Genomic DNA, 24354 nt, shown 5'->3' on the forward strand with positions numbered 1-24354 from the left:
CAGTTCTATTATCCAACCTTATTTGGTAGCTTTAATACACCGCTTTAATCTCCCACCCAGGATATATGAGCAGTGGGCAGCTTGAATCCCACCTGATATTTAGAATAAAAAAAGGCTAAAACGGCGAGGTTTTAACCTTTTGCACTTATATTTATCTTGGATCAGGATGCTCTTCCCTTGGCTCCGGGTGTTCTTCCCTTGGTTCTGGATGTTCTTCCGCTGCCTCTACCTGAGTCATGGAAACCTGACAAAACGTAATAACAATTGCCCCACATAAGATCATTTTAAATGTTTTCAATCTACTTCTTCTCTCTCTAGTAGCGTTACAAGTTTCTTAAGATACTCATTGGCTTTTTTATATTTGTTTTGGTCTTCGTATACACCACTGATTAATGCATACGCTTCTTTTAATGTTTGAAAATCCCCATTTTCATAGAGATAAGGGATAACTTTACTCTCTATAAATTGTAGATCCTGATCTTTAACTTCTCCGCCATTGTTTAAACGAAGAATAAATAATTTGTAATACATCCCGACGTTCTTCTCCACAGATAAACCTAACCCTTGTTCTAATTGTTTATCTGCTTCAATAGCACTTTGTACATTTAAATATTCTTTTGCCAAATAATAAATAGTATTCACATAAGATTGATCTTCTTTATCTTTGTATTTAAGACTCTCTTTATAATAATGAATAGCCTTATTGTGATCCTTTAGCTTGGAATGTGTGTACGCCACATTGTGATAAATACTGGAAAGTAACCGGTAATCCTTATAATTTAACGCTAATCGACCAATATGATCATATAAATCCAGTGCTTCTTGGTATTTTTTCACTCTCGTATAATTAATTCCTAGTATGATATGAATATCAATAACCCGTTTGTAATTGAATATCTGTTGAAAATAGCCAACCGCCTTCTCTGAAAAGAAAATCGCTAAACGTACTTTTTTTAGCCTGCTGTAACATAAGGCTAAAAAATAATAGACGCTCTCATCTTTGAGTGAGTAATCTTGTAAGATCTCATAAGCTTTCTCAAATTCTCGAAGGGAATCATTTAATGAACTTTGTTGAATAAGGTAAATACCCTGAAAATAGTGGAAATAAAATAATTGATCCGTGTCAAATGTCTTTTTGTATTTTTTCAGATTCTCTACACATTCATACGCCCTTGGATCTTTAGTAAAAAGGTAATACCTTAAGGACAACAATCTGATATAAATATGTAGTTCCGTGTCCATAATTACGGATTCATAGCTAAATACTTTTTGAAAATACCTCTCTGCCTCTTCTACATTCATATCATTTATAGCGTTATATAGATGGTTACAGTCTTGTTTAAATTGACTGGTCAGTTCCTCGATGTTATAAAGATCGACCCCAATCCGTTCTAGCAATAATCCAGTAATTTCTTCACTCCCTTCCAATTTGTTGTTCTCCAGCTTACTTAGATAAGTAATTGAACAAATACCAGACACAAGCTCTTCTTGAGTAAGGCCTTTTTCGATTCTTTTTTGTAATACAAACTTCCCTATGTTTAGAGGCTTTATCTTGTTTGCTATCATTCTACCTTACCTCTCTTTTTTCCTAATTTTAACACATCCTTTTATATTTTATTGAGATAGAGTTATACGTACTGAAGTAAGTACAAAAAAGCTTGGATCGGAGGTGTTAATCCATGCTTTTTACAAAGGAAGGGGATAGACTTTAAATTCCCTAAACCTAACTAAGCGTATCTACTATCAATGTAATCTTTGGAATCTATCTGATCAATTCTCGGTATGTTTCTTAACTGAGGAATAACAAACCAAACCACCGCCATTACTACCATCCCGGCACTTCCTATTGCAAACGTTAGGCTGCTATTTAAATACGTTCCTAAAATACCTCCAATTAAAGCTCCTAATGGCATGGCCGAAGTGGAGACACTGGATATTAAGGAAAAAACCCTGGCAATGTAATGCTTAGGTATGATTTGCTGTCCGACAGAAGCCATTGATACTTCTGTTATACCAAGAGGAATCAGAGCCAAAGCAAATAATAAGATCGCTACCTGATTGATAGGAATGAAGGCTGAAGACAGCCATAAAATCGCGCTTATTCCAAATCCTCCGATCACCATTTTCCCAAATGGATAACGCTTCACCGTTGGCGATAATAAGGCTCCAATTAAAACCCCCACAGAAAAAGCTGCCATAAAATACCCATACACTTCAGCACCGCCACGATCATTTGCATACGCTGGAAGTACAGCTAACGTAAGACCAAAAGAAAAGTTTGCTGCTATTGATCCGTAGAAAAACTTAGAAATAATCGTACCTTTTACAAATTGGTACCCAGCCTTTAACTCCCCCATGTATTCTACAACGGATGTTTTTAACGATCGGTTAATGGATTTCTCCACCTGTTCTTTTGGTGGAGCTTTAGCGTTGCAAAAAGTAAGATGGCCACTAAGAATGTAAGCGAGTCAATCAAATAAAGAGTGATCGCTCCCATTAAAGTTATTAGTATCCCACCGACACTTGTAGCTACAATATCTACACCTTGAAAAGCAAATGAGAATAAAGAATTGGCATTAACTAATTCCTTAGACTTTACGATACGTGGAAGTAAAGCTGATTGAGCAGGATAAACAAACTGGTTTGACGCTGTAAGTATCGGCATGATAATTAATATAAGCGTGATACTTAAATGACCTAAGTAGTAAAGAAATGGGATAGAGAGTACTAATACAAACTGCACGACCTGTGTAATCACGAGGATTTTTTTAAAGTCATATTTATCAACAATAGGTCCTGTTAAGAACTGAAGAACTCTTGGCAGCATCGTTAAGAATCCAGCAAGACCTGTGTAAAGGGTGGATCCTCCCAAATCATAAACCAGCCACATAGCCGCAATCGTATACAGACTATCTCCAATGTTTGTAACCAACCTACCTAAGAAAAGCTTTAGAAAGTTCTTGTTCGTCCATAATAATTTCATTACGCACCTCAAATTGTATGATTTTAGCGGACGCTAACCATTGATACTTATCCTTAATATTAATGGTAGTTTACTTCCCTTGAGTTTTGTATTGAGAAAGTCACCAACATTTAAGTCCTTTATCCTTTAAAAGGAAGCAAAATTTATCAACTGAATCAACAACCCTTATCATCATGACACTCCTCCATTAAAAGGCTTACACTATAGACTTAAACTTAGAAGAAAAGCCCTTGATCATTCTCTATATATTCTTTTCTCCACAGGGGCATGGGTACTGTGATAAACTGTAATTAAGAAACAGTTAAAAAAGAGGGATTAACGTGCCCTTACGACCACTTGTCAAAACTGCTATCGAGTATGCAAAAAATAATCCGAAGGCTGTAGGTGGAGTAATACTAGCCGCGGGAACCGTAATTATCAGTGGTGCTAAAGACGTTCACGAATTTTTAAGAGAACGAAAAAAGACCAAACTCGCAGAAGGTGGCTACCCTTATAGACAGGAAAGATTCTTACGGTTTAAAGGGGAAATACTTAAAAACATACATCTTGAAAATAGAAAAGAGCTCTATTATCACATCTTGGAAGTAGAAGAATTTCAGAAGATGTTCATAAAGAGATAGATGGAAAGAATAAACTACAAAATACATTAACCAGAGGGAATGCCGAATTAAAGAAATGAACAGAGATTTATACAAGTTTAATAAGGACGATAAAAAATCCGTTTTTCTAATTTCATTATATAAGTAGGAGACCGGTTATATAGGGAATCAGTTATACTATTATTAAACAAAACGGTGCCGACGATCAAAGCGATCATCGGCACCGTTTTTTCACTTCATTCAACATGATTTATTCCGACATATCCATCTGGATATCCGGGTTAATTTCTTGGTGAGGGTAATTGATTCGTTCCTCGAATTCTACCCAATCAAGATTGGCCATCAAAAGCAGGTAACGTTTCCCAGTTTCGGCGTCACTGATGATGATATGGTCACGGCCTGCGGTTTCCACGCGTCCCTTATACACCATGGCATTCCATCTGCTGTTTCCTTGGTAAGTAAAATAGAAGGTTCCAATCTTACCTCTGTTGAAGCGAAGGATGTTTTCGATAAAGGATTCTTCTCTCACCTGAAATTGCTGCCCTGCCCCTAATGGAAGCACTGGGGTTAAAAAAGACGGTCCTGAAGGCATATCCATGAACCCGCCTTGTTGCTGGGGTTGTTGCTGCTGTTGCAGTTGTTGTGGAAATTGCCCCTGCATTCTATAAGCAGGGTAGTTACAATTCGTTGGATAATAACTTGCGTTTCCATAAGTCACCTGAAGATCAACTCCTATTTTTGTTTAGCCATAAAACTCTGTGCAATAACCCGGTACACCGACATAATAACAGTGATTTCTATATGCAAACTCGAACTGCGTCATTGGGGATCTTGGCATGGTAGGGGTACACGGATCTCGGAATGATTGCCCAGGACTTGGGTTAAAAAACCACAAGCTCATTCTGGCTTGGGGATCCCTGTATCCTTGCAACAAATCCCTCGCCCTCTGAAGATCACTTTCATCAGGACGCTGTGTATACAACGTTCCATTTAAGACCGGTTCAAAATGAGGCACTCCGGTACCAGGAATGACTTGATAAATCGCATGCCTGATATTGCGTAAGTTTTTAAAATCAGGTTCACAGTCTGCCTCCACCCGATTGGCCACGACGGTACCTACCATGCTCATTCCAGTAGGTCCTTCCCCGCGCGCTTCCGCTAACATGATCCTCGCTAACGACTCTACGTCACGTTCTGTATGCTTGATTCGCCTACCCATCATCTCACCACTTTCAACCTATACAGATAACGTATTGTCTAACGATCTTTTTTGAAACTTGCCCACCAGCCCAAAACTGGGTGAAATCATCAGGAAGTGTGGGGACGGTTCTTCCACTTCCGGCCAGCAAAAGAGCCGGCCCCCCTTTTTTACGAGGGGTGATTTAAATGGAAAACAGCATTATCATAGTATTATAAGGAAGGTTCATTAAGGTGATGTAAATGAGCATTCTCCTTTTTATTGTTATCCACGTTATTATTGGGTTTGCTTTGATAACGACCTATGGGAAATTGCCTAAAGCAATACATACATTTGCCTTTGTATTTTTTACTATGAGTATTCTTTCCTGGGGCGTCATTGTATTTGGTAAGCTAACGAATTAAAAAAGCCACAACCTATGAAAGTAGCCATAAAAAAGAGGAGGTTAGAATTAATGGACAAGAGCAATGAACATACAAACGTTCCAGTATGGGCATTTGAAACCATTGAGATTAAAAATCCAGACCCTTTGTGGAAGGACAAAGGGATTCAGGAGAGAGAAGAACTTTACAAAATACTTTCAGCTTTTGATGTGAAGCAAGTGGAACATATAGGAAGTACAGCAATTCCTAATCTGCCAGCTAAACCAATAATCGACTTAATGGCTTCTATTCCATCATTTGATCCTATCAACAAAATTGCGGAACACCTATTATTTCACGATTGGCATTATGTACCTCCCGAATTAGATAAAAAACGTTGGAGAAGATTTTTTGTAAAAGTGAAGAACGATAAACGAGCAGCTCATTTACACCTCATGCAAGAAGGCGAAGAGCGTTGGGAAAAACAACTTCAATTTCGAAATAGATTAAGAACGAATGCACACCTGGTAGAGGAATACGCTGCAATCAAGAGCCAATTAGCACAAAAATATTGTAATGACCGTGAGGGGTATACAAAAGCAAAAACAGAATTTATCAATAAGGTACTAGTTAACTAAAGGGTGTTAAAAGCTCCTCTAGAAAAGACAAACTCAGAGCAAAAAACTGTTTCCACCTTATCAACTATCCCAAAAAGCACCATACTGATGAGCAGAATGAAGATGACTATGATGATTGAACTGCTATCCCTTAGAAAGAAATGATGGGTGATCGATACCAGTCCGTTGATATAGATGAGTACCATCAATGTCTGCTTCTTCCGATCATGCTTTTGTATAGAGTTAATGATTGAAAAACCAAACAAAGCCATCGATAAAAAGAATAACCCTACTCCAAGCCCCATCGGTTCTTCACCCTCCCCTTTTCTTTGCCAGATACTGTGGTCCAGTTCTTCTGCTTCATCTTAAAAAGGAAGCGAAAGAACCGTCCCCACCTTACTCCTCCTCTCTACCACTCAATGCCTTCATAAAGTACGCTGCAGGCAGAAGAAGGCCAAGACCAGCCTGTATCAAAGCAAAGAATCGGGTGCTTCCAACAGGAACAAGATCGCCGTAGCCAACGGAGAGAATCGTTACTCCGCTGAAGTACAGCATGGTCAAAAACGTATGTTCCGCTGGCTCCCCGGTCGGATCATTTATTCTTAACACGACTTCATTGAATGACAACACATAGTAAAGCACCGCGAAACCGAGTGTTACGCCCAGGAGCACAAAAAATAACTTATAAAACATGGCAGAATCGAAGTAGCTTTTTTTATATGATTTATGGGTAAAAAAATAATAGAGATTCGTAGCGATAAAAAGAATCGTTATGCCTATTAGAATGGTTGATACCATGTAGTGGAGCACACTCCCCTCTGTTCTCTCTACCCTCTTTCCTCTAAAGGATGAAAGAAAACATGTTTCGCTACGGACCAACGGTTGGGGAAAAATGGCTGTTTTATGTTGATAGAATAACAGTTCCATTACATTCACGGGAGTCGGTTGACACTATGTAAGCGCTTTTATACTGTAGGATGAATAAGCAAACCTAGTATACTCACAAAAAAGGAAGGGGATAAGATGTGAAAAGCTATACTTTGGGCTTCTTGAGTTTCGTATTCGTTTTGTTGTTGGTCGGACCGAATTTGGCAAATGCTGAATCTGATAAGGAATTTTTGATCGAACAAGGTACACCACCACCTGGAGCCAATGACCCCACATGTGAGCTTACCGAGGACAAGCCGAATCCGGTGATCCTTGTTCCCGGCACATTTGAGCGGAGTTCGCAAAACTGGCTGAAGCTATCTCCGGCACTTGCAAGTAAAGGGCACTGTGTATATGCATTAAACTATGGTTTCACACATGCAGGCGCCTCCACAAGACCAATCGAGCATTCTGCTGAGGAATTGAGGAGTTTCATAGAGAATGTAGTAGAGCTTACCGGCGCTGAACAGGTAGATATCGTTGGACATAGCCAAGGAGGCATGATGCCCCGCTACTATATTAAGAACCTTGGAGGAGCGGAGTATGTTGACAACCTTATCGCTTTTGTTCCCTCAAACCATGGAACCGATGGTCTTCTCGGTTTTAACCGCTTGACTTCAGATGTCTCAAACGTTGCATCCTGTATTGCCTGCCAGCAGCAACTAACCGGATCAGAGTTTCTGGAGAACTTGAACCACGGTAATGAAACCCCCGGCAATGTCTCTTACACCGTGATAACGACAAAAACCGATCAGGTTGTCGTCCCTTATGATTCTGCATTGCTGGATGGCCCTGCCGCCCAGGTATCCAACATCACCATACAAGACCACTATCCCTTAAACCTGGTAGGTCACCAAGGCATTGTATATGACCCATTGTCCTACAAATTTGTGTATGATGCACTTGATCATGATGGACCGGCTGATGCGGGGAGGGCGGTTAGTAACGAATAAAAGCCTGTTTCTTTTACTCATCACAAAACAAAAACCCCCTCAATGGTTCTCTATTAATAGAGAGCATTGAGGGGGTTTTATCTATGCTTTTTGGTGCCGGAGGGATGAGCTTGATGTGAAGTTACATTTGAGGATGACGGCAGGAGTACTAATAAATGCCATCTGTTTCGTTTCCTATGCAGTAAATAGATTTTGGAAGCGTCAGAACCGTCCCGACACTTCTCCGACGCTTCTCATCAGATGGTGTTTTTTCGATGAAAAAACCCCTCATCAATCTTTAATTAAAGAGATCAATGAGCGGGTTATCTCATACAGCTTTTAACCCTTGCTTATAAGCCAGCTTAAGCCAAGTCACATTCTCACCTCAAACATAACCTATTCTATTAACTCCAATTACGCCTCTCCGTAATACTTTTATGCTAACTGTTTCATACTTAAATTCATTAAGCAAAAATTTCCTTGGCTCAAATACATTATAGTGAAATTGGTTGTAGTTTAGCTCCTCAAAATCAAAAATATCAATTCCGATTTCTTTAAGTATTTCTTTGGGTAATTGATAATTTTGATCTACTACCCCAAACATTGTAAATCCATTCTCAATACAAAAGGAAATGTAAGTATTATAAGAAACTGTATGTAAAATATCCCCTACAATGGAACCTAAAAAGCTTCCTAACATATACCCAAACAGAGGTATATTAATAAGCCCTTGTGTAATCCCACCTAAAACTAACGAGCAAGTAGAAATGTATACTCCTTTTATTAAAGAATTTATTAGTTCATCTTTAGTTAATTTTCCTACCGCAACAAAAAAAGCGTCCTTCATTACGTTGAGTGTCATTACTGTTACTGCACCAACTAATGCAGGACTGACATTTTTATAGGCTTCACCAAGAACACCTGCTTTACAGAAAGCTGTTATACTAGCTGAAATTGTTCCGCATACAAAGCTAAAAGATGTTCCTTTCAAAGCTAGAAATCCAATACTTTTAAATTGTCCTTCCTCTACTTCCCCATTTTTGATTAAATAATCTATTGCTTTGTATATTTCGGGAGCTGTTTTTAAGACAATGGCAATAACTCCAGCTGTAATTCCAGCTTTAAATGATTGCTCAATTATATATCGGAAATCAATAAGATCTTTCGAAGTTAATCCAAAATTTTCTGGATCAAACGCTCCATCCTTACCTAATAGTGCTAATTTCTCAGACTGTGCTTTGGTTAGTGGAATAGACTCGCTTCCATTTGATGTGATTATTCTATCTTTTAATAGCATTAATGTTTCTTCGTAACGTTTGACTTGTCCCGGCCTAATTATTGATTCTTTTATTATTTTCTTTTCTAACCATTGAATTGCCTGTTCTATTTGATCGCTAGGAACAATTCGTATTTGTCCTTTGTATAATGGGTCATTAACTACCGTTGTGTCCTCATACCCCCTTTTTGCCAAATACTCTTCTAAAGACTTAAACGTTCGGTTATTGTTTATTGCTTTTGCTTTGTATTCTTCATACCGCTGAAAAACACTTTCTGATTGTGCTTTTGCACTAGCTTCCCCAGATTTAAAATATTTCAGACCATAGTGTGACCCGTCATTACCTGTTATATCTGGAGAAACAAACTCTTTACTTCTATCAACAAAAGTTCTATCGCTTACTCTTTTAGAAGCAGCATCTATATTATGTGTTCCTGAATGCCAAAACTCTGCAACATCCCCTTTAAGTTGGGAAACATCTGTTTTATAATTGTTGAAAGAATTAATATTATTCTTTATATTATCAATCTCTTTTTGTATTGAGATAATATAATTAATGTTATTTTCATTTGTTTGACTAGTACCTAAATTGTTAGATGCATTTTGTTGAAATAAGTTATACCCTTTTTTAAAATTATCCACCTTATGACCCCTTTGATGGTGAGCTATAACCATACATTATCCTTTATTATGTATTTCAAGCCATCTTTTTGCATCTCCATTTATAAAAAATAGGTCTGCACTTATTGCAGTAGCTATCTTATTTAAGTTGTTCTTAGATATTAATTCCCAAGCAACGAAAACCGGTAATGCACCAAATTTAACAAAAGGAACAAATAAAAATAATGCCAATAAGTTTGGATTAGCGCCTGTAATAGGTCCTGTAAATAGCTCTTTATTATTATTTAACAATTTATTTTCTTCAACGATAGAGACAAACCTTTCTTTATTTCGTCCAATATCTTGTGCAAAAATTAAAGCTTTTTTACCGTCATAGCCATAAAATAAGCCACCGTCTTTGTGTTGCAAATCTATAAAACTTAAATAATCTTTAGTTAAATTATTCTCACTCTTGTTTCCAATTGTTAATACCCAATTTCCTTTGGAATTAATATTCACTTCATTTTGTGTATATTGCTTTATAGACCAATATACAGCGTTACATTTATCTAACTTAGATAATTGATGAACTAATTTTCTAGCAATACCTCGATGTTTATTAGGGGCAACAACGATTATTTTCTTTTCCTCAGTAGCTTCAAACACGGATATCTTCCCCTTATCACCCTTATTGATTGTAAAATTTCCCAAACGTCTTTCGATAATATCCATCATCAGGTCGTAAAATAAACAATACTTTATCCCTGTAAGTCAGAGAATACTTTAAATATGTTCAAGTGAAGGATACTATTGTCACGCAGCTAAATGCTCTGGCAGTGACGAGAGATTTGGGAAGCGTCAGCACGGTTATGACGCTTCTTGAAACGAAATCCAGATTAGTTATAGACCTTGAAGCATCACCACTTAATCCACTTTTACTTTCGTCTTAACTTGAACATCTTCATCTATAAGCAGTTTTCTCAGCATGCCTCTAATCTTTTCATCTCTCTTTTCCAAGAATGCTTCAAAGTTGTCTAAAGAAAGATCTCCTTGTGGGATCAAATGCTTCGTTTTGTATTCTCTTTTTTCGTCTTCGGTTTCATAGGTTTCATCTAACCATTCATCAAACATTTTGTTCGACTTCTCTTGATTAGGGACGCCTTCTAATAATTGAAGGTTGGATAGATAATCATAGTTCTCAACACAATACGCAGCCTGTTCCTCACTCAATCCTCTCTTTAACAGCTTTTTATGTGACCTCAAGATGCTTCTAGGATAGATGTGATCTTGATGGAAGAGATTTGAATAGTCAAGATTCGGATAAAGCAAGGCCAACACCGAGAAGGTATATCTATTTCCATACTTGCTCCACAGCAAGTTCTCAATCTCTTCTTCTGAAAAACGAAGACTTTTATTTGTGACCCGTAGGTTATTCCGGATTTCAGTAAACGGAAACTCATCATTGTATTGCTTGATCACTTCTCGAATCGGCTTTAATACGTTATCCGGTTGCCCACCGAAGATTCTTTTCAATAATGCAATCGTGGTAAATTGCTGAACCTTTTTTCGATCTTCTCTGTACCGAGAAGACTCAACAAAGTTATGCGGATTTTCTCTTTTGTAAAGATAATAGGCAATCGGAATAATTACGTAATTTGCCGTTAACGTCTTGTAATTAAATCCGAAGCTTGAGACCAGTTGCACAGCCAGTCGAATAGCTTGGGAGATTTGATCCCACTCTTCTTCAATCTTCCCCATAGCAACCGTATTAAAGTTATCCACTTTAAAGGCGATATCATTGAAATCACAAAGAACCAAACACGTTTTTAAAACCAAGTCTTTGTTAAAGTCAAAGCCATCCCCCATGTTATTAATTTCATCTACCAATGACGTGATGGCTTTCCTAGCATCTTTATTTTCCCATTGCGCCGTCGCGATGGATAAAAGTAAGTCGGAATAACTAAGCACCGTTCCACCGCTATTTACCCTAATAAAGATATTCAATACTTTATCCAGTGTCTGGGATCGTTCTAGATAATAATTGATACTTGGTGTGTCGTGGATCGCTTTATACAGTTCATGAAGCGTTTTGTTCGCGTACTTCGCCTTCTCTTTTTCCACAAGGTTCAGTTGGTGTTCATATATGTACTCGTTGATTTCATAAGGATCACTAAGGTTTAAAATCTCACCTACTTCGAACCAATAAGAGCTCTCACTACGTCTGGCAGCCTCGTCTTCGGTTAAGAATTTAAAATGATACGTCATGTCGTAGGACTCGTCATATTTCTTCAAGAGGTTTAAGTATAGCTTTCGGTTAGGATATGCCCGGTCATTGTCCATTCGTTTCCTAGGAAGCTTATACGAATAGCTCCCTTTCAGGCCAATATATAAGGATGTGAGTCTCTGCTGGCCGTCCAGGATGGCATTGATGTCCTCCTCTCCACGAACATCAGCCTCTACATTATGAGTATTGTCCCTTTCATGATAATCTCTTAAAAACTCATAGAACTTGAACTTATCAATGTTCTCTTTGTTTACATACCAAAAAAGAAATGCCCCTACCGGATACCCGCGAAGCAAAGAATCAAACAGCTTTTCAATCTGTTCTGTGTCCCAAACAAACTCCCTTTGAATGGATGGTAAAAGATATTTCTTTCTATGTATGTCGTTTATTACTTCCTTTATTGTAAGTGGTCTTTCAAATGCCATCGTTTTACCTCCTGTTTTCGTTTGTAGAATCTCCCTAAACTTATTTCGACATTGCGAGGGCACTTCCTTCAATCGGATTTTAGCTAGGGGATTGTCTTTCACTTTAAATACGTAAAAAGCACATCCTTAGTTATCTCACAAGGATGTGCTTTTATATGGTTACAAACAAATTGTCTACAATTATTTATTCCATTCTGTCGAGCTGAATGTGAGGAATTCAGAATATAGGTTAAGGGGATATAAGGGAGATGCCGGCTATAAATAAATCACAAAAGAATGCTGATCTCTTTTAGAATTAAAAGAAGTCAACATTTTTTGCAACTGGGAGTAGAGGAATCGCAACTCCCTAATCTTTTTGGATATATTTAAGACCAACTGAATTTGACAACGTATGGAAGTGTTGGGATCGTCCTGACGCTTCTCCTAGTTAGATAGATTTTCTTAAACATTCAATAAAACTAATGGGAAATAACATAAAAAAATAAATTCAGAAGGTTATTATAATAATTTGGTGAATTCTATTAATAAATAATATAGAAGGTTGATGGTTTTATGATAATTCAAGTAGACTCTAAACAGTTAGCCCAAGCATATGAAATGTTATGTGAAATTGAAGTGGGTCTCAAAAATTTATATGCTACCCACATCATATATTCAAACAATTCGCAACTGAACATACATAAATTCACTTACTTTCAGTTAATCCATAATATTAGTGACAACTCGAGTGTTTCTAGTTTCTTCACCCAAGATCAACTTAACCAATTATTACACTTAAGATCAATTCGTAATAAGGTATGTCATATGAGACCAATTACTAGAATGGAATTAAGTAAAATTAGAAGCTGTCATTTAATAGTCAAAACTATAAGTAAAGATTTAAATCAAAGGAATCAATTTCATTTTGAAACATGTAAATTACAAAAACATAATAGAATATAGCAATTTATTATTTCCTTTGATATATTACGTTATACCTCCACATATGCCCAGGTTTAGCTGTAACGGCATCCATTTTAAACCTAATATTTGGGCGTAATTTTCCTTTACCTATATTTTTTCCTGGATATAAAATTGCAGCACCAAAAGTTGAGCTAAACTGCCCATTTGGTATACTCATAAAAGCAATCTCTTCTATCAGATTGTTTTTACTATAGGTAATTCTTACTGCATAGGTTAGGTTGGGGATCTGACCAAAGCGAGTATGCTTTTCATAATGCCTTAGGTTTGCACTCCAGCCTTTCCCTTTCACAATATAGTTCTTTCTAGAGCAATACGATGATTGGTTTTTTTGTAAAGCAATCCTTTTAGCCTTAAAGTCACCGTCTGATTTCTTTATGGTCTTAACTTCTAAATGCAATATTCCATCTCCAACTTCAAAACAGCTATCACTTGAGCTTCCCATAGATGCTATATTCCAACCCTGATAACGATCAATTATTCCTTCAATAATATTTTGGGCCCCTTTTTGTATTGGGTTGGATATTCCAGATGGATATAAAGGTATGTTTGCCTGACTGTATAATTGATTAATTATTTCTCCTAAATGCTCTTCGAGTAATTTTTTTAATATAAAAAAATACTTTTTCTCAATTTTAACTAGCTCCTTATTATCTAGTACCATTAAGAAGTTACCTCCTCTTCAAATATAATTAATATGTTAAGTATATCAATCCACACACATTTTTGCATAAATTTTACATTATTTACAGAATGACTAAAATCAAACCATTAAATATAAATAAAAAAATACACCCCTCTACATAGTACTGAATAGGTACCTTTCAAGTGGTGTATAAGAGTTTATAGTTATTCATTTCTTAACTCAAAACATACTGATCTTCATTAATTTTTTGTGAATTTTTCTCTAGTTTCTCTGCAATTCTCTCAGCTATCTTATTTGCTAGCAGTACTGGTACTGCGTTACCAACCTGTCTGTATTGACTATTAAGACTTCCAAAAAACACATGATCATCAGGAAAGGTCTGCAAAATAGCACATTCTCTTACAGATAAGCGTCTTTCTTTATTAACATGAATCTCAGGAGATGTAGCAGTTATGGTATCACTAGCTCGATTCCAATTCGTAATCCTTAAAGATTGCTCAAATTTTATTGGCTTTTCTACAAAAGTAGTCACTAACTTATCGTACTTGTCATCGAAGCCTAGTATCTTTTTCAGCTCCCACCAATCTGAAGGTTTAGGAATGCTACCTGATTTGTTATCTTTTCTAAACCAATGGCCTGCTGTGTGTTTATAGCCGAAGTGTTCATCAACCTTTTTTGTACTCCACCCTGACTTTGCACGCCATTCTTTCAGATAGTCACAAATTTCAGCTTGATCTACTTTATATTTCCTACCGAAAAACTTATCTGCAACACTAGTTGAGGCTATATGGTTATATATAGTTCTTCCATTCACTGTAATACATTCATTTACTTTACCATTCACTAATTCAACATCACTTAAAAATCCAATTGCCTCTTTAACAGTTACATAGGGAGAATAAAATTTATCCACCTCAGAAAATAATGGTACCGTTTGATTTACATATACTTCTTCTCCAGGAAATATATCATCATGAGTCTTTTCAGGGTATGGATTGTCTTCGTTAATTCTATTACCTATGATAATGACACGCTCTCTAGCCTGCGGTACACCGTAGTCAGCTGCATTAATTAATTTATAATCCACGCGATATCCTAAGGTCTCAAAGTCACTAATAATCATTTCAATAACTTTACCTTTTTCCATATTTAGAAGACCCTTTACGTTCTCTGCTACAAAGAACTTTGGTTGCTTGTCTTTAATAACTCTTAGCATTTCAAGGTATAAAAAGTTACGTTCATCTGCTGAACTTCTATTTTTATTTGCAATAGAGAAACCCTGACAAGGAAAGCCTCCAATTACAACATCAACTTCTCCTGGAGTACCAGGGATTTGTTCACTCTTTATTTTGGTGATATCACCCAATACAATATGTTCGCCTATATTTTCTGAGTAAGTCCTAACAGCATCCGAATTAAAATCATTAGCCCAAATTACATCAAATCCACTTTGAATAAACCCTAGGTCCATTCCTCCGGCACCAGAGAATAAGCTAATTATTTTTAGGGATTTTTTATTGTTACAGTTAGCCTCTTCGTTATTAGAAGTTTTACCGTTAAACATAACTTTCACCAGCTCTAGTCATAGTATTACCTCCATTAATAAAAACGGATTATATTATACCATTTTACAATTAAGAAGTCTTACTGACTACCATAAAAAACAAAACCACTTATTCATAAAATCTTCCTTTATATACATTATAGAGAACACACGCTCTCTTCGCAAGTATTTTCATTTACTATATAAGACCAGTTCACCTCGGGATTGTTATTTAAGTTAAATCTTGTGAATCATATATATCTTCAAAGTACTTCAATTTCCTTCTGTACTCTTGATTCATATTATCTTTAAAGTAAACCACTTTAATCCGTTTACGAGGTGGGGATAACAATTCGAAGTCTGAAACATTTGAGAATTTAAAGCGTGTTTTTTCTATGTTCTTTCCTGCTGATAGTACCCTTTCTTTGTAATGTCCTTCTAGTTTTCCATTTGGCATACATACAATGCACATTACTAGAGTATCTAAAGTATCTTTATCATAAAGAATGGTTATAAAGTATGTAAGACATATCTTCTCATTTTCTTTTCCCTCGTTATAAAATGGTGGAAGCGCCGGTGTATAATCTCTAATAACTTCGTTTTTTCTTCCTTCATTAATTAACATCTTGCCTTTATAACTGTTTTGATTAGTACCAACAAAAATATTTGTAGTATAGTCACCGATATTGTCCGACCAAGAACCTTGTGGATGACTTTTCTTTCTAGGGTTCAGTGTCGTTCCTACAGTTTTTAAATCAATATTAATATATGCGTCACTTACTTCAAAGAAAAGATCAGACCCTACAGGACACGAATTTGGTTGTCCAATTCCTTTTCCATTTAACATGGAATATACAATCCTTTCTGCACCTACAGAAAAATCGGATATACCCGATTTATATTTGTCATACCAATCCTCTTTGATTACTTCTTTTGTCTTAAACCCTTCTAGTAATTCATCTTCAGCAAACCTTAAAAAGTGATAATATTTATTGAGATACTTTAGTTCAATCTCTTCTATTCTATTTAATTCCATTAGTAAGGCTCCTTTCATTACCTTATACTTAGTTAACATATATAGATTAAAATAAATGTATCCTGTCCATTTCATTTATAAACATCTATATCACACTTAGAATCGATTAAAGCCTTTGGGAGAGCGTCTCCTTTCTTGAATACTCCCCCAAAGGATTTGATTAAATGCTAGCTTTCTCATATAGCTCTCTTCCTAATTCATCAATTAATAAATGACGATCACCATAGGTAAACATCGATAAGCTTTTCATTGCTCGGGATATCCCAACATATAATAATCGGCGTTCTAGGTCCCAGTCAAATTCATCACCTAAGCGCTCAATCGATGGCGGATCAACCATATCTGGAATAATTACATACTTAAATTCAAGACCTTTTGCCGTATGCAGCGTTGTTAACCTAACTCCTGAATCGTGATGAGTACCAATTTTATTGGGGTCGTCCTTTTTGCTTTGTGATTTGATTAATTTATAGTCAATATTAGACACGTTTAATAACTTTTCTATACGTAGCTGATAATCTCTATTTCGCGATAATACACCGATGGTTGCATCCGGGTCTTCTTCTTTAATAATCATTATTGCTTCGATTAATAGTTGATCTTGGCTCTTACAATCTTCTGTAAAGTAAATCTTCGGCATTGGTCCTTCTTCTTTCGGTAGATCTGGGCGTGTAAACTCATCATCTTTTGAAATCTCATCTTTTTCCTGAATACTGTATGCCAACTCCATAATTTGCTTTGTGGACCTGTAGGAATTTTTGAGTACCTTTGTTCGGCCGCCTTTAATATTTAAGCCCACCCCTTCCCATGTAAAAGAAGTAGTAAAGATCTTCTGGCCTTTATCCGCACCTACTATACAAGATTTTCGCGCAATATATGCTAATACTGTTAAATTGACCTTTGTTAAATCTTGAGCTTCATCTATAAATACGTGGTCAAATTTTGATTCATCCTTAATTTCTTGAAGATTTCGAGACATTTTTAGACCAAAATCATTAAAGTCCATACGATAATCAAGTTCTTTTTGATAAGCTTCGTAAATCATAAACATAACTTTACGGTCTTCTGCTGAAAGACGAATCTTCCCCCCGCGACCTTTACGAGGTGCCTTATTGTATTGTTTAAATTCGCATAAATTTGAACCTTTTATCCAGCCAATCTCTTCTTCTAGAAAGCTAAATAAATCATTATTTATTATAAAGCGGTGTTCCGGATAATTTTTTGCTACTTTTTCAATAGATTTTCGCAACGTCAATTCTGGATACTTCTCTAAATGAAACTTCTTACCAAACGTCTTAAAATAATTCTTCATCGACCACGAATGGAAAGTAGTAACTGTTAAGTTAGGTAAATCATAGCCTTCTAGCTGTTTTCTGGCGGACACAGATAATGGGTTTCCGTATGAAAAAACAGCTACTGCTGCATTTGGGTTCTTCTGTGCAACATCACGCGCTTTATTTAATAGAATTAAGGTTTTCCCACTGCCTGCAATACCACGGATTAATAACTGGGAACCTGAATATTTTATGATTTCTTTTTGTTGATCTGAGAATGTAACTTGTTTTATTGTCATTTATAAATCCCCCCAAAAATCATCCTCGTTGTGTATTTCTAGCTTTCTCTCATAAGATTCACTATTTTTCACCTTTGCAATGTCTTCAAGTAAGACGCTTCGAAACATATCCATATTCACTGTCGACTCTATTGCATCTGCTTGGACCGATTGCCAGTTACTCTGTACTTTCTGCCAAAATATTAAATCCATAACTAGCTTTTCCCCTTTCGCAAATCAATAGAATGTATGGCATCACCGCAATAATCGATATGTGGGCAGAAACGGCAATTATAACTTGGTTTTGCTGATATAACGTGGTCGTCTGCCTCTACTAGCTCATTGATGACTCTTTCATATGATTGTTTCGTTCGATCAAACAATTCGTTTCGTACATCCTTTGTCATCCCTGGAAATTGGAAGTGCTTCCTTGTTTCCGTATAAGAATGTTCATTTACCACAGTTGTTTTTTTACCTAATTGATTCGGAACATATCGAAAAGCTATCTTCCCTGATACTTGCTTTTTAAATTCTAGCCACTGGGGGAAGAGTGGGCTTATTTCATTCATAACAACTTCATAGTCTGCTTTAGTACCTTGACCTGCAACTCGAATGATTTCAGAAAATATAAACTGATGAATAAAGTCACTTGAGAATGTTGGATATTCATTAACAATAAAACTGTAATAGAATCTCTTTGGACAAAGTACATACTCCGCTATGAAATCCTCAAAGCCGACTGTTTTCCATCCGGCCTCAATCTCTTCGTCGCTTGCCTTTATATGAGACAGATCGTAATGGATATAAGTCGACTCAGCTAAGTCTTCTCTATCCTGTGGTTTATTTGTTTTCAAACCTATCTGTTTAATATAAAGTGCAGGCTCTAATTCTTGTTGATCTAATAAGTTTTTAATCCATGACAAGCTCACTTGTTGAGGTGATATATTTAAAGCAATAAAAAATAAATACCGAGAAATATACTTACTTGCACGACTGCGGATTGTAAGCAATTGTAAGGCATGATGTTGCTCACTCAACCTTTCAAATGTATCGGGTTGGACTGGCCAAGGCAAACTTTGTGAGGATAAAGGCAGTGAATTCTCATCAAGTCCCGTAACATAAATATGTTTATCTGGAGACTTAAACATTTCACCGTCAATTTCAATAAAACCATTAATATAGGTTTCATCTTGATCATCAAGTTTACCGCTCAGGTAGAAGTTCAATGCCGTTTGAAGGTCCGCGTATAAAAACTCCGATTGGTCTTCAATTTGATTAAGTTTTACCTGCAGCTCCGAAATTAATAATTTTTCATCTTCATTTGCAATTTGACCGACGCCTTTACCATATTTCCTAAGTATCCCTTTTAATCTAGTAAAATGGACATCAATTGTATTTGAACTAGAGTCGCTAAATAAAGTTTTAGCAATTACTTGGACATTTTCAATGAATGTTTTTATTTGTTTGACCCGATGCAGTGGTATAGAAAAGTGGCTTATTTTCGCAAATGGACTTCTAACACTACGGGTGATTCGGTTCTCCTGACCAACTGGAAAAGCCTGTTCAATCGTTAAGCCTTGCTGAATTAACTGTTCCAACCGTAAGATCCACGCATCTATCTTTTCACACCCTTGCATATATGGACGTAGCTGCTCAAAATCATATGTATAATCCTGAGCGTTTTCATGTGTGTACTCATCGTATAACCACCCAGAAGAAAATAAAGAAATCACTATGTCATCTGTAATAATCATCTGACCTTTATCATACATTTGGTGAAGGCTTACTAAAAAACGCCCGATCGGATAGGCTAAGAAATTTCGTTTTTTCTTATTGAGTTCCGGATAGTAGGATAAAAGCATTTCATTTAGCTGTTCTGCGTTAGGAGATAAAACACTAACCTGCTTACTTTCTTCCTTCTGAATACCCTTAATTGGATAATGCGGTAAGATCACATCATGTAAAAAATCAAAAAATGATTCATAAGCTGTCACCTCGGTAGTCAGTTTTTTTTGTTGAACTTCCGCACCTTCATAGGATGATAGAAAAAGGTCAGCATGCTGTGTCACTTCTGGTAAGTCGGTTTGGGTTTGATAGTAGATCCAGTTTTCTGGAGAAGGCCATCCGAATCGATCGGTAACAAAGGCCTTGATAAAATCAAATGTCTCAGTATATCGATTGTCATAATAATGAAAAAACGTGATTTTAATGTTCTGATTACGCAAAATTTCAAAAAACGTCTGCTGTTCAGGGGTTACAAAGTAAAACCCATGCAATACAATGTGCAATTCATTTGTTGTCTGTAAGCATACATCCTGCAATTTTAGAACAACTCTTTCAAACTCCTTTATTAATATTGGTTGTTGGAGCGCTTTATAATGATTGTGAGTTGCCTCATCTTCTTCAGCGAATAGTTTCCAGACCTTTTTAAACAAAACCTCTTTATCTGTATTCAACCATTGATCAACTAATGCATCAGGATAAATATTGGCTTGAACAAAAAAACGGATACTATCGAGGATGTCTAATGTATTTATTCTAAAGGCTTGCTTCAACTCCGGAGGAACATCCTTCAAGTCATTAATTTGTTTTGATAATCGTAAGTATTGTTGAAACCTCGTTTCTGGACTGTACCACCGTACATAAAGTGCTTGAATAAACTCTCGAAAAGAATAAACATTTGTAAGCTCTTCATAACAACTTTTGATTCCTATTTTTTGATTATTTGTAGCACAAATATGAAGCGCATCTTTAAAAGAACTATACAATGGGTGTGCTCGCCAATTCTTAGGGTTACAATAGGTATGCACCTGTACGTTCATCACTAGACCTCCACTCCATCTAATAAACCGCCACATTTTAAAATATAGGCCCAAGTATCACTTTTAATATATCTCTGCTTAGGTATTGTAATAAACACCCGCTGCTCTGCTCTGGTAAGAGCGACATACAGTAAGCGAGTTTCCTCTTTTAACTGTTCTATGTCTTCATATTTCTTTAAGTAATCATAGTGATGATTTTCATGTTCCATCATTTCTTGATTTGCTCCTACTTTTCCCTTAACACTTATCTTATATCCTACTTTCCGCTCAGCCCCTTTAGTGATAGATTCCGACCCCTCTTCCAAAAAGTGGTTCTGTTCAACTGTGTTGAAAGGGCTATTAGTAATGGGCAAAAAAACCGTATGATATTCCAGACCCTTCGAACGATGGACTGTCGTAATCTCTATCTTAGCCTGGTGTTGGTCTAGGTTCGGTTCATTCTCCATGCGATTTGTCTTAATCTGTAGCTGCAGCCAATCGCGCAACCCTTGTAAAGTTAGGTTTTGCGATTCAAATTGACGTTCGATTAAAAGCATTAAGTGTTGGAAGTTTTTCTTATATCGATCTACTTCAAGATTTACCTCTTCTAAAGAAGGTTCTTTGTCCTCCCGATTTTTTAATAGTTGTTTTTCGACGAATTCAGGCAAACGGCGAAAAAACTCATTTTCATGAATAATATTTTGAATTACTGTCATTGGAGACAATGTTCGTAATAATGCGACATGCTGGTGAAATTTATCATTTGTATGTAATTTAATAAATGAAATGATCTGGTTTGTGTGGCCGCCAAATGGTATTAGTGTATGATACGGTATCACATAATTAAAAAACGGTGTTTGCAGTGCATCAATTAAAAACTTCGGTTCATTTGGAAATAACAATCCATCTACTAAAGCTTTAAAATCATACACAGGTTGACTGATAAAAAATGTTCCATCTAGATTTTCTGAGGTCACGATGTTTTGAGAAATGCAATACTCTTTAATTTCCAAAGCATGACGGTTCGTCCGGACAATAAGAGCAATTTTATCACCTTGATTAGGTAACGTATTTAATGCGTGTTTTAGTTCCTGTTTATAATCCCCCGATACAAACCAATCGTTGTTCTTAAACTGGGACTTTTCATTGCTTAGTAAACGGTCTGTTGTTTTGTAAGTGAGCCAGTTTAGGGCATGCCACCGTTCAAATAAAGGATGCATTTGATCTAATAAAGAAGATGAACTCCGATAGTTTAGTTGCAACTCAGTTTGAAAATAGTTGACGCCTTCTGTCCTATCTTGTAATTCCTTAAAGGACTTATAATCTGCACCACGAAAACGATAAATAGCTTGTTTGATGTCACCAACAACGAACAGTTTATAATTCAAAAAGCGTTGCAAACTTGCCAATAACTCAATTTGAACTGCATCACTGTCTTGAAATTCATCAACAAATATAAAATGTCCTTTCGAAAGCTGTTTCATTTTTTCTTCACTACTAATAAATAACTTCAATTTACGTATTAGATCCCCAATTGTAATTGAATTTTCCTCTTGTTTTAATTTATCGAGATGGCTTTCACAGTGTTGAAATATATATTGAAGTAACTCATGAACAACAGTTAACTCATTTTTTGAAACAGTTCCCCAGTCCAGTTGCTGGATTTCTTTATTGGTTAAACCTTTTTTCTCCATCTCTTCCCACAATAAATAAGTGAATTCTACAAAGTCATAGTCTTTAATTTCCGTTTCTAAAAAAAGTTCAATCGGTCGCCCTGCAAAGAACTTATTCATTAACTGTTGAATAATGATTTTTTTATCATATACAAAGCTCCTGAGCTTTACGTTTTTGCCATAGCCCATTTCATGTGCCAGTTCTTTCAAGATATCCTTAGCAAAAGAATGAATGGTACTGATTTGCATGTCTTTAACTTCTTCTGCATAAAGTAAAAGTTGTGTATTTCGCGTTAAATTAAACAATCCAATAAATTTATCTTTCAATCGTTTTTTCATTTCATTAGTTGAAGCGTTCGTAAATGTGATCATTGTAAAAAGTTTAAGAGGAACATTGCCATTCATCAATAGAAACATAATTCGATCAATCATTACATGAGTTTTCCCTGTACCAGCTCCTGCAGTTATCATTTGGTGGGAAGTGATCGGTTGATGAATGACTTTGTACTGACCTATATTGAACGCAGGAAAATGATTGGTGAGTTTTTCAAAAATTCCTTCGTTTAAACCTACCCCATCGGTAACCGGTAACGTTGTAATCGGCTCTTGAATCATTTCTTTCGCATGGAATATGACCAGTTGAAAGGCCTTCTTGTATTGTTCAGAGTTTAGAATTTCTGTCATATTAATTTCACAATAAGACAATATGTACACCTTGGTTCCTAGTTGTAAAGAAGAGTTAATCTCATTAAGATGTTGGTTGAATTCTTGACTTGTATTCACAACATATAAACGTGAAAACGGAATGTGAGTTTCTATCGTCGGTGTTTGCTTTTTGGTAGTTACCACTGATTTAACACCAAGAATTTTATGAATTTTCTTCATTTCAAGGTTTGTTAGTTTCCCAAATGCTTCTTTGAGTGCAAATGACTGCAACTTAGTTCTCAGGCTATTCTCATCCTCCAAATCGTCTTTGAATACCGGTAAGGGGATATGAATTTTCTCGTGAAAACCGCGCTCTTTCCATTGCTTTTCTGTAATGTAAGGTAATGCTACAAATACCCGTTTACTTAATCGACGATATAATAGAGGATCCTTTTCTAAGTGACTACACAATAAATGCAGTTGATTTTCAGCTTGCTGATACGGACTTCCCTGATTTATAAAGTAGTCTTTGTAAGACCATCGATGCCCTTGAATTGCCTCAATTTGATCAATGGTAATGCCTTTGACCTCTATAATACAAACACCTAATAGCTCGTTAATTAATAGAATATCAATCTCTCGCCTTCCATTCCTATTGCCATTAGGGAAAAACATAGGAAAATGGTGAATAACCAGTGTGGTCTGCTCATCGAAGAATCGCGTAATCGCATCCCATACACTTAGCTCTGCTTTTAAGCCAGGTGCATCACCTATCATCGTGGGTATAAACATAAGATTAATCCTTTCTAGCATATGATATCGCTAAAAGAGTACTAGTTTCCATTTTATTAGTATAATTATACCTTTCTTTTACATATTTTTGTAGTTGTTTGTCGAAAAACATAATTTATTCTATTTCAAAAGACCCTCTTTATCAGAAAAAACTCCTCTCCATTTCCATTTCTGGAGAGTTTTTTAATTTACCTCCATAATGAAAACCCCCTATCCAATCTCTACCAAAAAGGATTAATGAGGGGGTTTTATCTATTGTACTGTTTTGTACAAGAAGGACTTGATGTGAAATTAGGTAGTATCCCACTATATGACACTTGTCAGGAGAGCTGGCAAGATCGGTATCTTCTCCAATAATCAGTAACTAAAACTTCAAAAATATGAACAGACCTGCAATGCAACGGGTACTGCGTTTTAAATGAGAGCGAGTCTAAATTATGCTGAAACAATATAGACATGCTTTTAAAAATGGTATTCGATATAATTACTTATTTAGAACTTTA

At 36.2% G+C, this 24354-nt stretch carries 19 protein-coding genes and 1 pseudogene; 3 read left to right on the forward strand and 17 right to left on the reverse strand.

What is annotated here, in order from left to right; genetic code table 11:
• Window positions 1-151: 151 nt before the first annotated feature.
• The 3 genes and pseudogenes from G476_RS23710 to G476_RS24190 form a co-directional block, all read right to left on the reverse strand.
• Entirely contained in the window at window positions 152-298 is a 147-nt protein-coding gene (locus tag G476_RS23710; protein ID WP_156906632.1) for a hypothetical protein, read from the reverse strand.
• Window positions 295-1566, reverse strand: a complete 1272-nt coding sequence (locus G476_RS0118190; protein ID WP_026691355.1) for a tetratricopeptide repeat protein — start codon at window positions 1564-1566, stop codon at window positions 295-297. The genes G476_RS23710 and G476_RS0118190 overlap by 4 nt, the downstream gene beginning before the upstream one ends.
• Window positions 1567-1727: 161 nt before the next feature.
• Window positions 1728-2953: pseudogene (locus tag G476_RS24190) on the reverse strand (MFS transporter); the annotation flags it as partial.
• A 350-nt stretch (window positions 2954-3303) separates the two neighbouring features.
• On the opposite strand from G476_RS24190, the gene G476_RS0118200 reads away from it, so the two are divergent.
• Window positions 3304-3603, forward strand: coding sequence for a hypothetical protein (locus G476_RS0118200; RefSeq protein WP_026691356.1), 300 nt, complete (start codon window positions 3304-3306; stop codon window positions 3601-3603).
• Between the two features lie 229 nt (window positions 3604-3832).
• On the opposite strand, the gene gerQ is transcribed toward G476_RS0118200, so the two are convergent.
• Window positions 3833-4300 (reverse strand): spore coat protein GerQ, encoded by a 468-nt coding sequence (gerQ, locus tag G476_RS0118205; RefSeq protein ID WP_026691357.1) that lies wholly within the window; start codon window positions 4298-4300, stop codon window positions 3833-3835.
• A 24-nt stretch (window positions 4301-4324) separates the two neighbouring features.
• Window positions 4325-4804 (reverse strand): cell wall hydrolase, encoded by a 480-nt coding sequence (locus G476_RS0118210; protein WP_245579696.1) that lies wholly within the window; start codon window positions 4802-4804, stop codon window positions 4325-4327.
• 430 nt (window positions 4805-5234) lie between these two features.
• Here G476_RS0118210 and G476_RS0118220 point away from each other — a divergent pair, with 430 nt between their 5' ends.
• A complete protein-coding gene (locus tag G476_RS0118220; protein WP_026691359.1) occupies window positions 5235-5780 on the forward strand; it encodes a GrpB family protein in 546 nt (181 codons plus the stop codon).
• On the opposite strand, the gene G476_RS0118225 is transcribed toward G476_RS0118220, so the two are convergent.
• Both G476_RS0118225 and G476_RS0118230 read right to left on the reverse strand, forming a co-directional pair.
• Window positions 5777-6064 carry a hypothetical protein gene (locus G476_RS0118225; RefSeq protein ID WP_026691360.1) on the reverse strand — a complete coding sequence of 96 codons (288 nt, stop codon included), beginning with the start codon at window positions 6062-6064 and terminating at the stop codon, window positions 5777-5779. The two genes, G476_RS0118220 and G476_RS0118225, sit on opposite strands and share 4 nt — an antisense overlap.
• Before the next feature lie 91 nt (window positions 6065-6155).
• Complete coding sequence (locus G476_RS0118230) at window positions 6156-6557, reverse strand: ion channel (protein WP_026691361.1); 402 nt, start codon at window positions 6555-6557, stop codon at window positions 6156-6158.
• Between the two features lie 227 nt (window positions 6558-6784).
• Between G476_RS0118230 and G476_RS0118235 the strand changes: the two genes are divergently transcribed.
• The gene (locus G476_RS0118235; protein ID WP_051314917.1) at window positions 6785-7639 is read left to right on the forward strand and encodes an alpha/beta fold hydrolase; all 855 of its coding nucleotides are present in this window, start codon (window positions 6785-6787) and stop codon (window positions 7637-7639) included.
• 364 nt (window positions 7640-8003) lie between these two features.
• Here G476_RS0118235 and G476_RS0118240 read toward each other — a convergent pair whose 3' ends face one another.
• The 10 genes from G476_RS0118240 to G476_RS0118290 form a co-directional block, all read right to left on the reverse strand.
• Window positions 8004-9536, reverse strand: coding sequence for a hypothetical protein (locus G476_RS0118240; protein WP_026691363.1), 1533 nt, complete (start codon window positions 9534-9536; stop codon window positions 8004-8006).
• Window positions 9537-9572: 36 nt separating this feature from the next.
• The gene (locus G476_RS0118245; protein ID WP_026691364.1) at window positions 9573-10160 is read right to left on the reverse strand and encodes a hypothetical protein; all 588 of its coding nucleotides are present in this window, start codon (window positions 10158-10160) and stop codon (window positions 9573-9575) included.
• Window positions 10161-10418: 258 nt separating this feature from the next.
• Entirely contained in the window at window positions 10419-12203 is a 1785-nt protein-coding gene (locus G476_RS22445) for a DUF262 domain-containing protein (RefSeq protein WP_051314918.1), read from the reverse strand.
• A 949-nt stretch (window positions 12204-13152) separates the two neighbouring features.
• Window positions 13153-13827 (reverse strand): hypothetical protein, encoded by a 675-nt coding sequence (locus tag G476_RS0118260; protein WP_026691366.1) that lies wholly within the window; start codon window positions 13825-13827, stop codon window positions 13153-13155.
• A 196-nt stretch (window positions 13828-14023) separates the two neighbouring features.
• Window positions 14024-15373, reverse strand: a complete 1350-nt coding sequence (locus G476_RS0118265) for a DNA cytosine methyltransferase (RefSeq protein WP_051314919.1) — start codon at window positions 15371-15373, stop codon at window positions 14024-14026.
• A gap of 211 nt (window positions 15374-15584) precedes the next feature.
• Entirely contained in the window at window positions 15585-16388 is an 804-nt protein-coding gene (locus tag G476_RS0118270) for a PDDEXK family nuclease (RefSeq protein WP_169720898.1), read from the reverse strand.
• Between the two features lie 160 nt (window positions 16389-16548).
• A complete protein-coding gene (locus G476_RS0118275; protein WP_026691369.1) occupies window positions 16549-17961 on the reverse strand; it encodes a 3'-5' exonuclease in 1413 nt (470 codons plus the stop codon).
• Entirely contained in the window at window positions 17962-18153 is a 192-nt protein-coding gene (locus G476_RS0118280; RefSeq protein ID WP_026691370.1) for a hypothetical protein, read from the reverse strand.
• A 2-nt stretch (window positions 18154-18155) separates the two neighbouring features.
• A complete protein-coding gene (locus tag G476_RS0118285; protein WP_026691371.1) occupies window positions 18156-20762 on the reverse strand; it encodes a hypothetical protein in 2607 nt (868 codons plus the stop codon).
• Window positions 20763-20764: 2 nt separating this feature from the next.
• Window positions 20765-23851 (reverse strand): UvrD-helicase domain-containing protein, encoded by a 3087-nt coding sequence (locus G476_RS0118290; RefSeq protein ID WP_026691372.1) that lies wholly within the window; start codon window positions 23849-23851, stop codon window positions 20765-20767.
• Window positions 23852-24354: the final 503 nt, after the last annotated feature.

Source organism: Alteribacter aurantiacus DSM 18675 (assembly GCF_000429705.1).
In the GTDB taxonomy this organism is placed as follows: Bacteria; Bacillota; Bacilli; order Bacillales; family Salisediminibacteriaceae; genus Alteribacter; species Alteribacter aurantiacus.

Excerpts from the sequence above, each read along its gene's own strand:
- G476_RS0118190 (WP_026691355.1), bottom strand. The coding sequence starts at position 1,566 with ATGATAGCAAACAAGATAAAGCCTCTAAACATAGGGAAGTTTGTATTA.
- G476_RS0118210 (WP_245579696.1), bottom strand. The coding sequence starts at position 4,804 with ATGATGGGTAGGCGAATCAAGCATACAGAACGTGACGTAGAGTCGTTA.
- G476_RS0118220 (WP_026691359.1), top strand. The coding sequence starts at position 5,235 with ATGGACAAGAGCAATGAACATACAAACGTTCCAGTATGGGCATTTGAA.
- G476_RS0118225 (WP_026691360.1), bottom strand. The coding sequence starts at position 6,064 with ATGGGGCTTGGAGTAGGGTTATTCTTTTTATCGATGGCTTTGTTTGGT.
- G476_RS0118230 (WP_026691361.1), bottom strand. The coding sequence starts at position 6,557 with ATGGTATCAACCATTCTAATAGGCATAACGATTCTTTTTATCGCTACG.
- G476_RS22445 (WP_051314918.1), bottom strand. The coding sequence starts at position 12,203 with ATGGCATTTGAAAGACCACTTACAATAAAGGAAGTAATAAACGACATA.
- G476_RS0118260 (WP_026691366.1), bottom strand. The coding sequence starts at position 13,827 with ATGGTACTAGATAATAAGGAGCTAGTTAAAATTGAGAAAAAGTATTTT.
- G476_RS0118265 (WP_051314919.1), bottom strand. The coding sequence starts at position 15,373 with ATGTTTAACGGTAAAACTTCTAATAACGAAGAGGCTAACTGTAACAAT.
- G476_RS0118270 (WP_169720898.1), bottom strand. The coding sequence starts at position 16,388 with ATGGAATTAAATAGAATAGAAGAGATTGAACTAAAGTATCTCAATAAA.
- G476_RS0118275 (WP_026691369.1), bottom strand. The coding sequence starts at position 17,961 with ATGACAATAAAACAAGTTACATTCTCAGATCAACAAAAAGAAATCATA.
- G476_RS0118280 (WP_026691370.1), bottom strand. The coding sequence starts at position 18,153 with ATGGATTTAATATTTTGGCAGAAAGTACAGAGTAACTGGCAATCGGTC.
- G476_RS0118285 (WP_026691371.1), bottom strand. The coding sequence starts at position 20,762 with ATGAACGTACAGGTGCATACCTATTGTAACCCTAAGAATTGGCGAGCA.
- G476_RS0118290 (WP_026691372.1), bottom strand. The coding sequence starts at position 23,851 with ATGTTTATACCCACGATGATAGGTGATGCACCTGGCTTAAAAGCAGAG.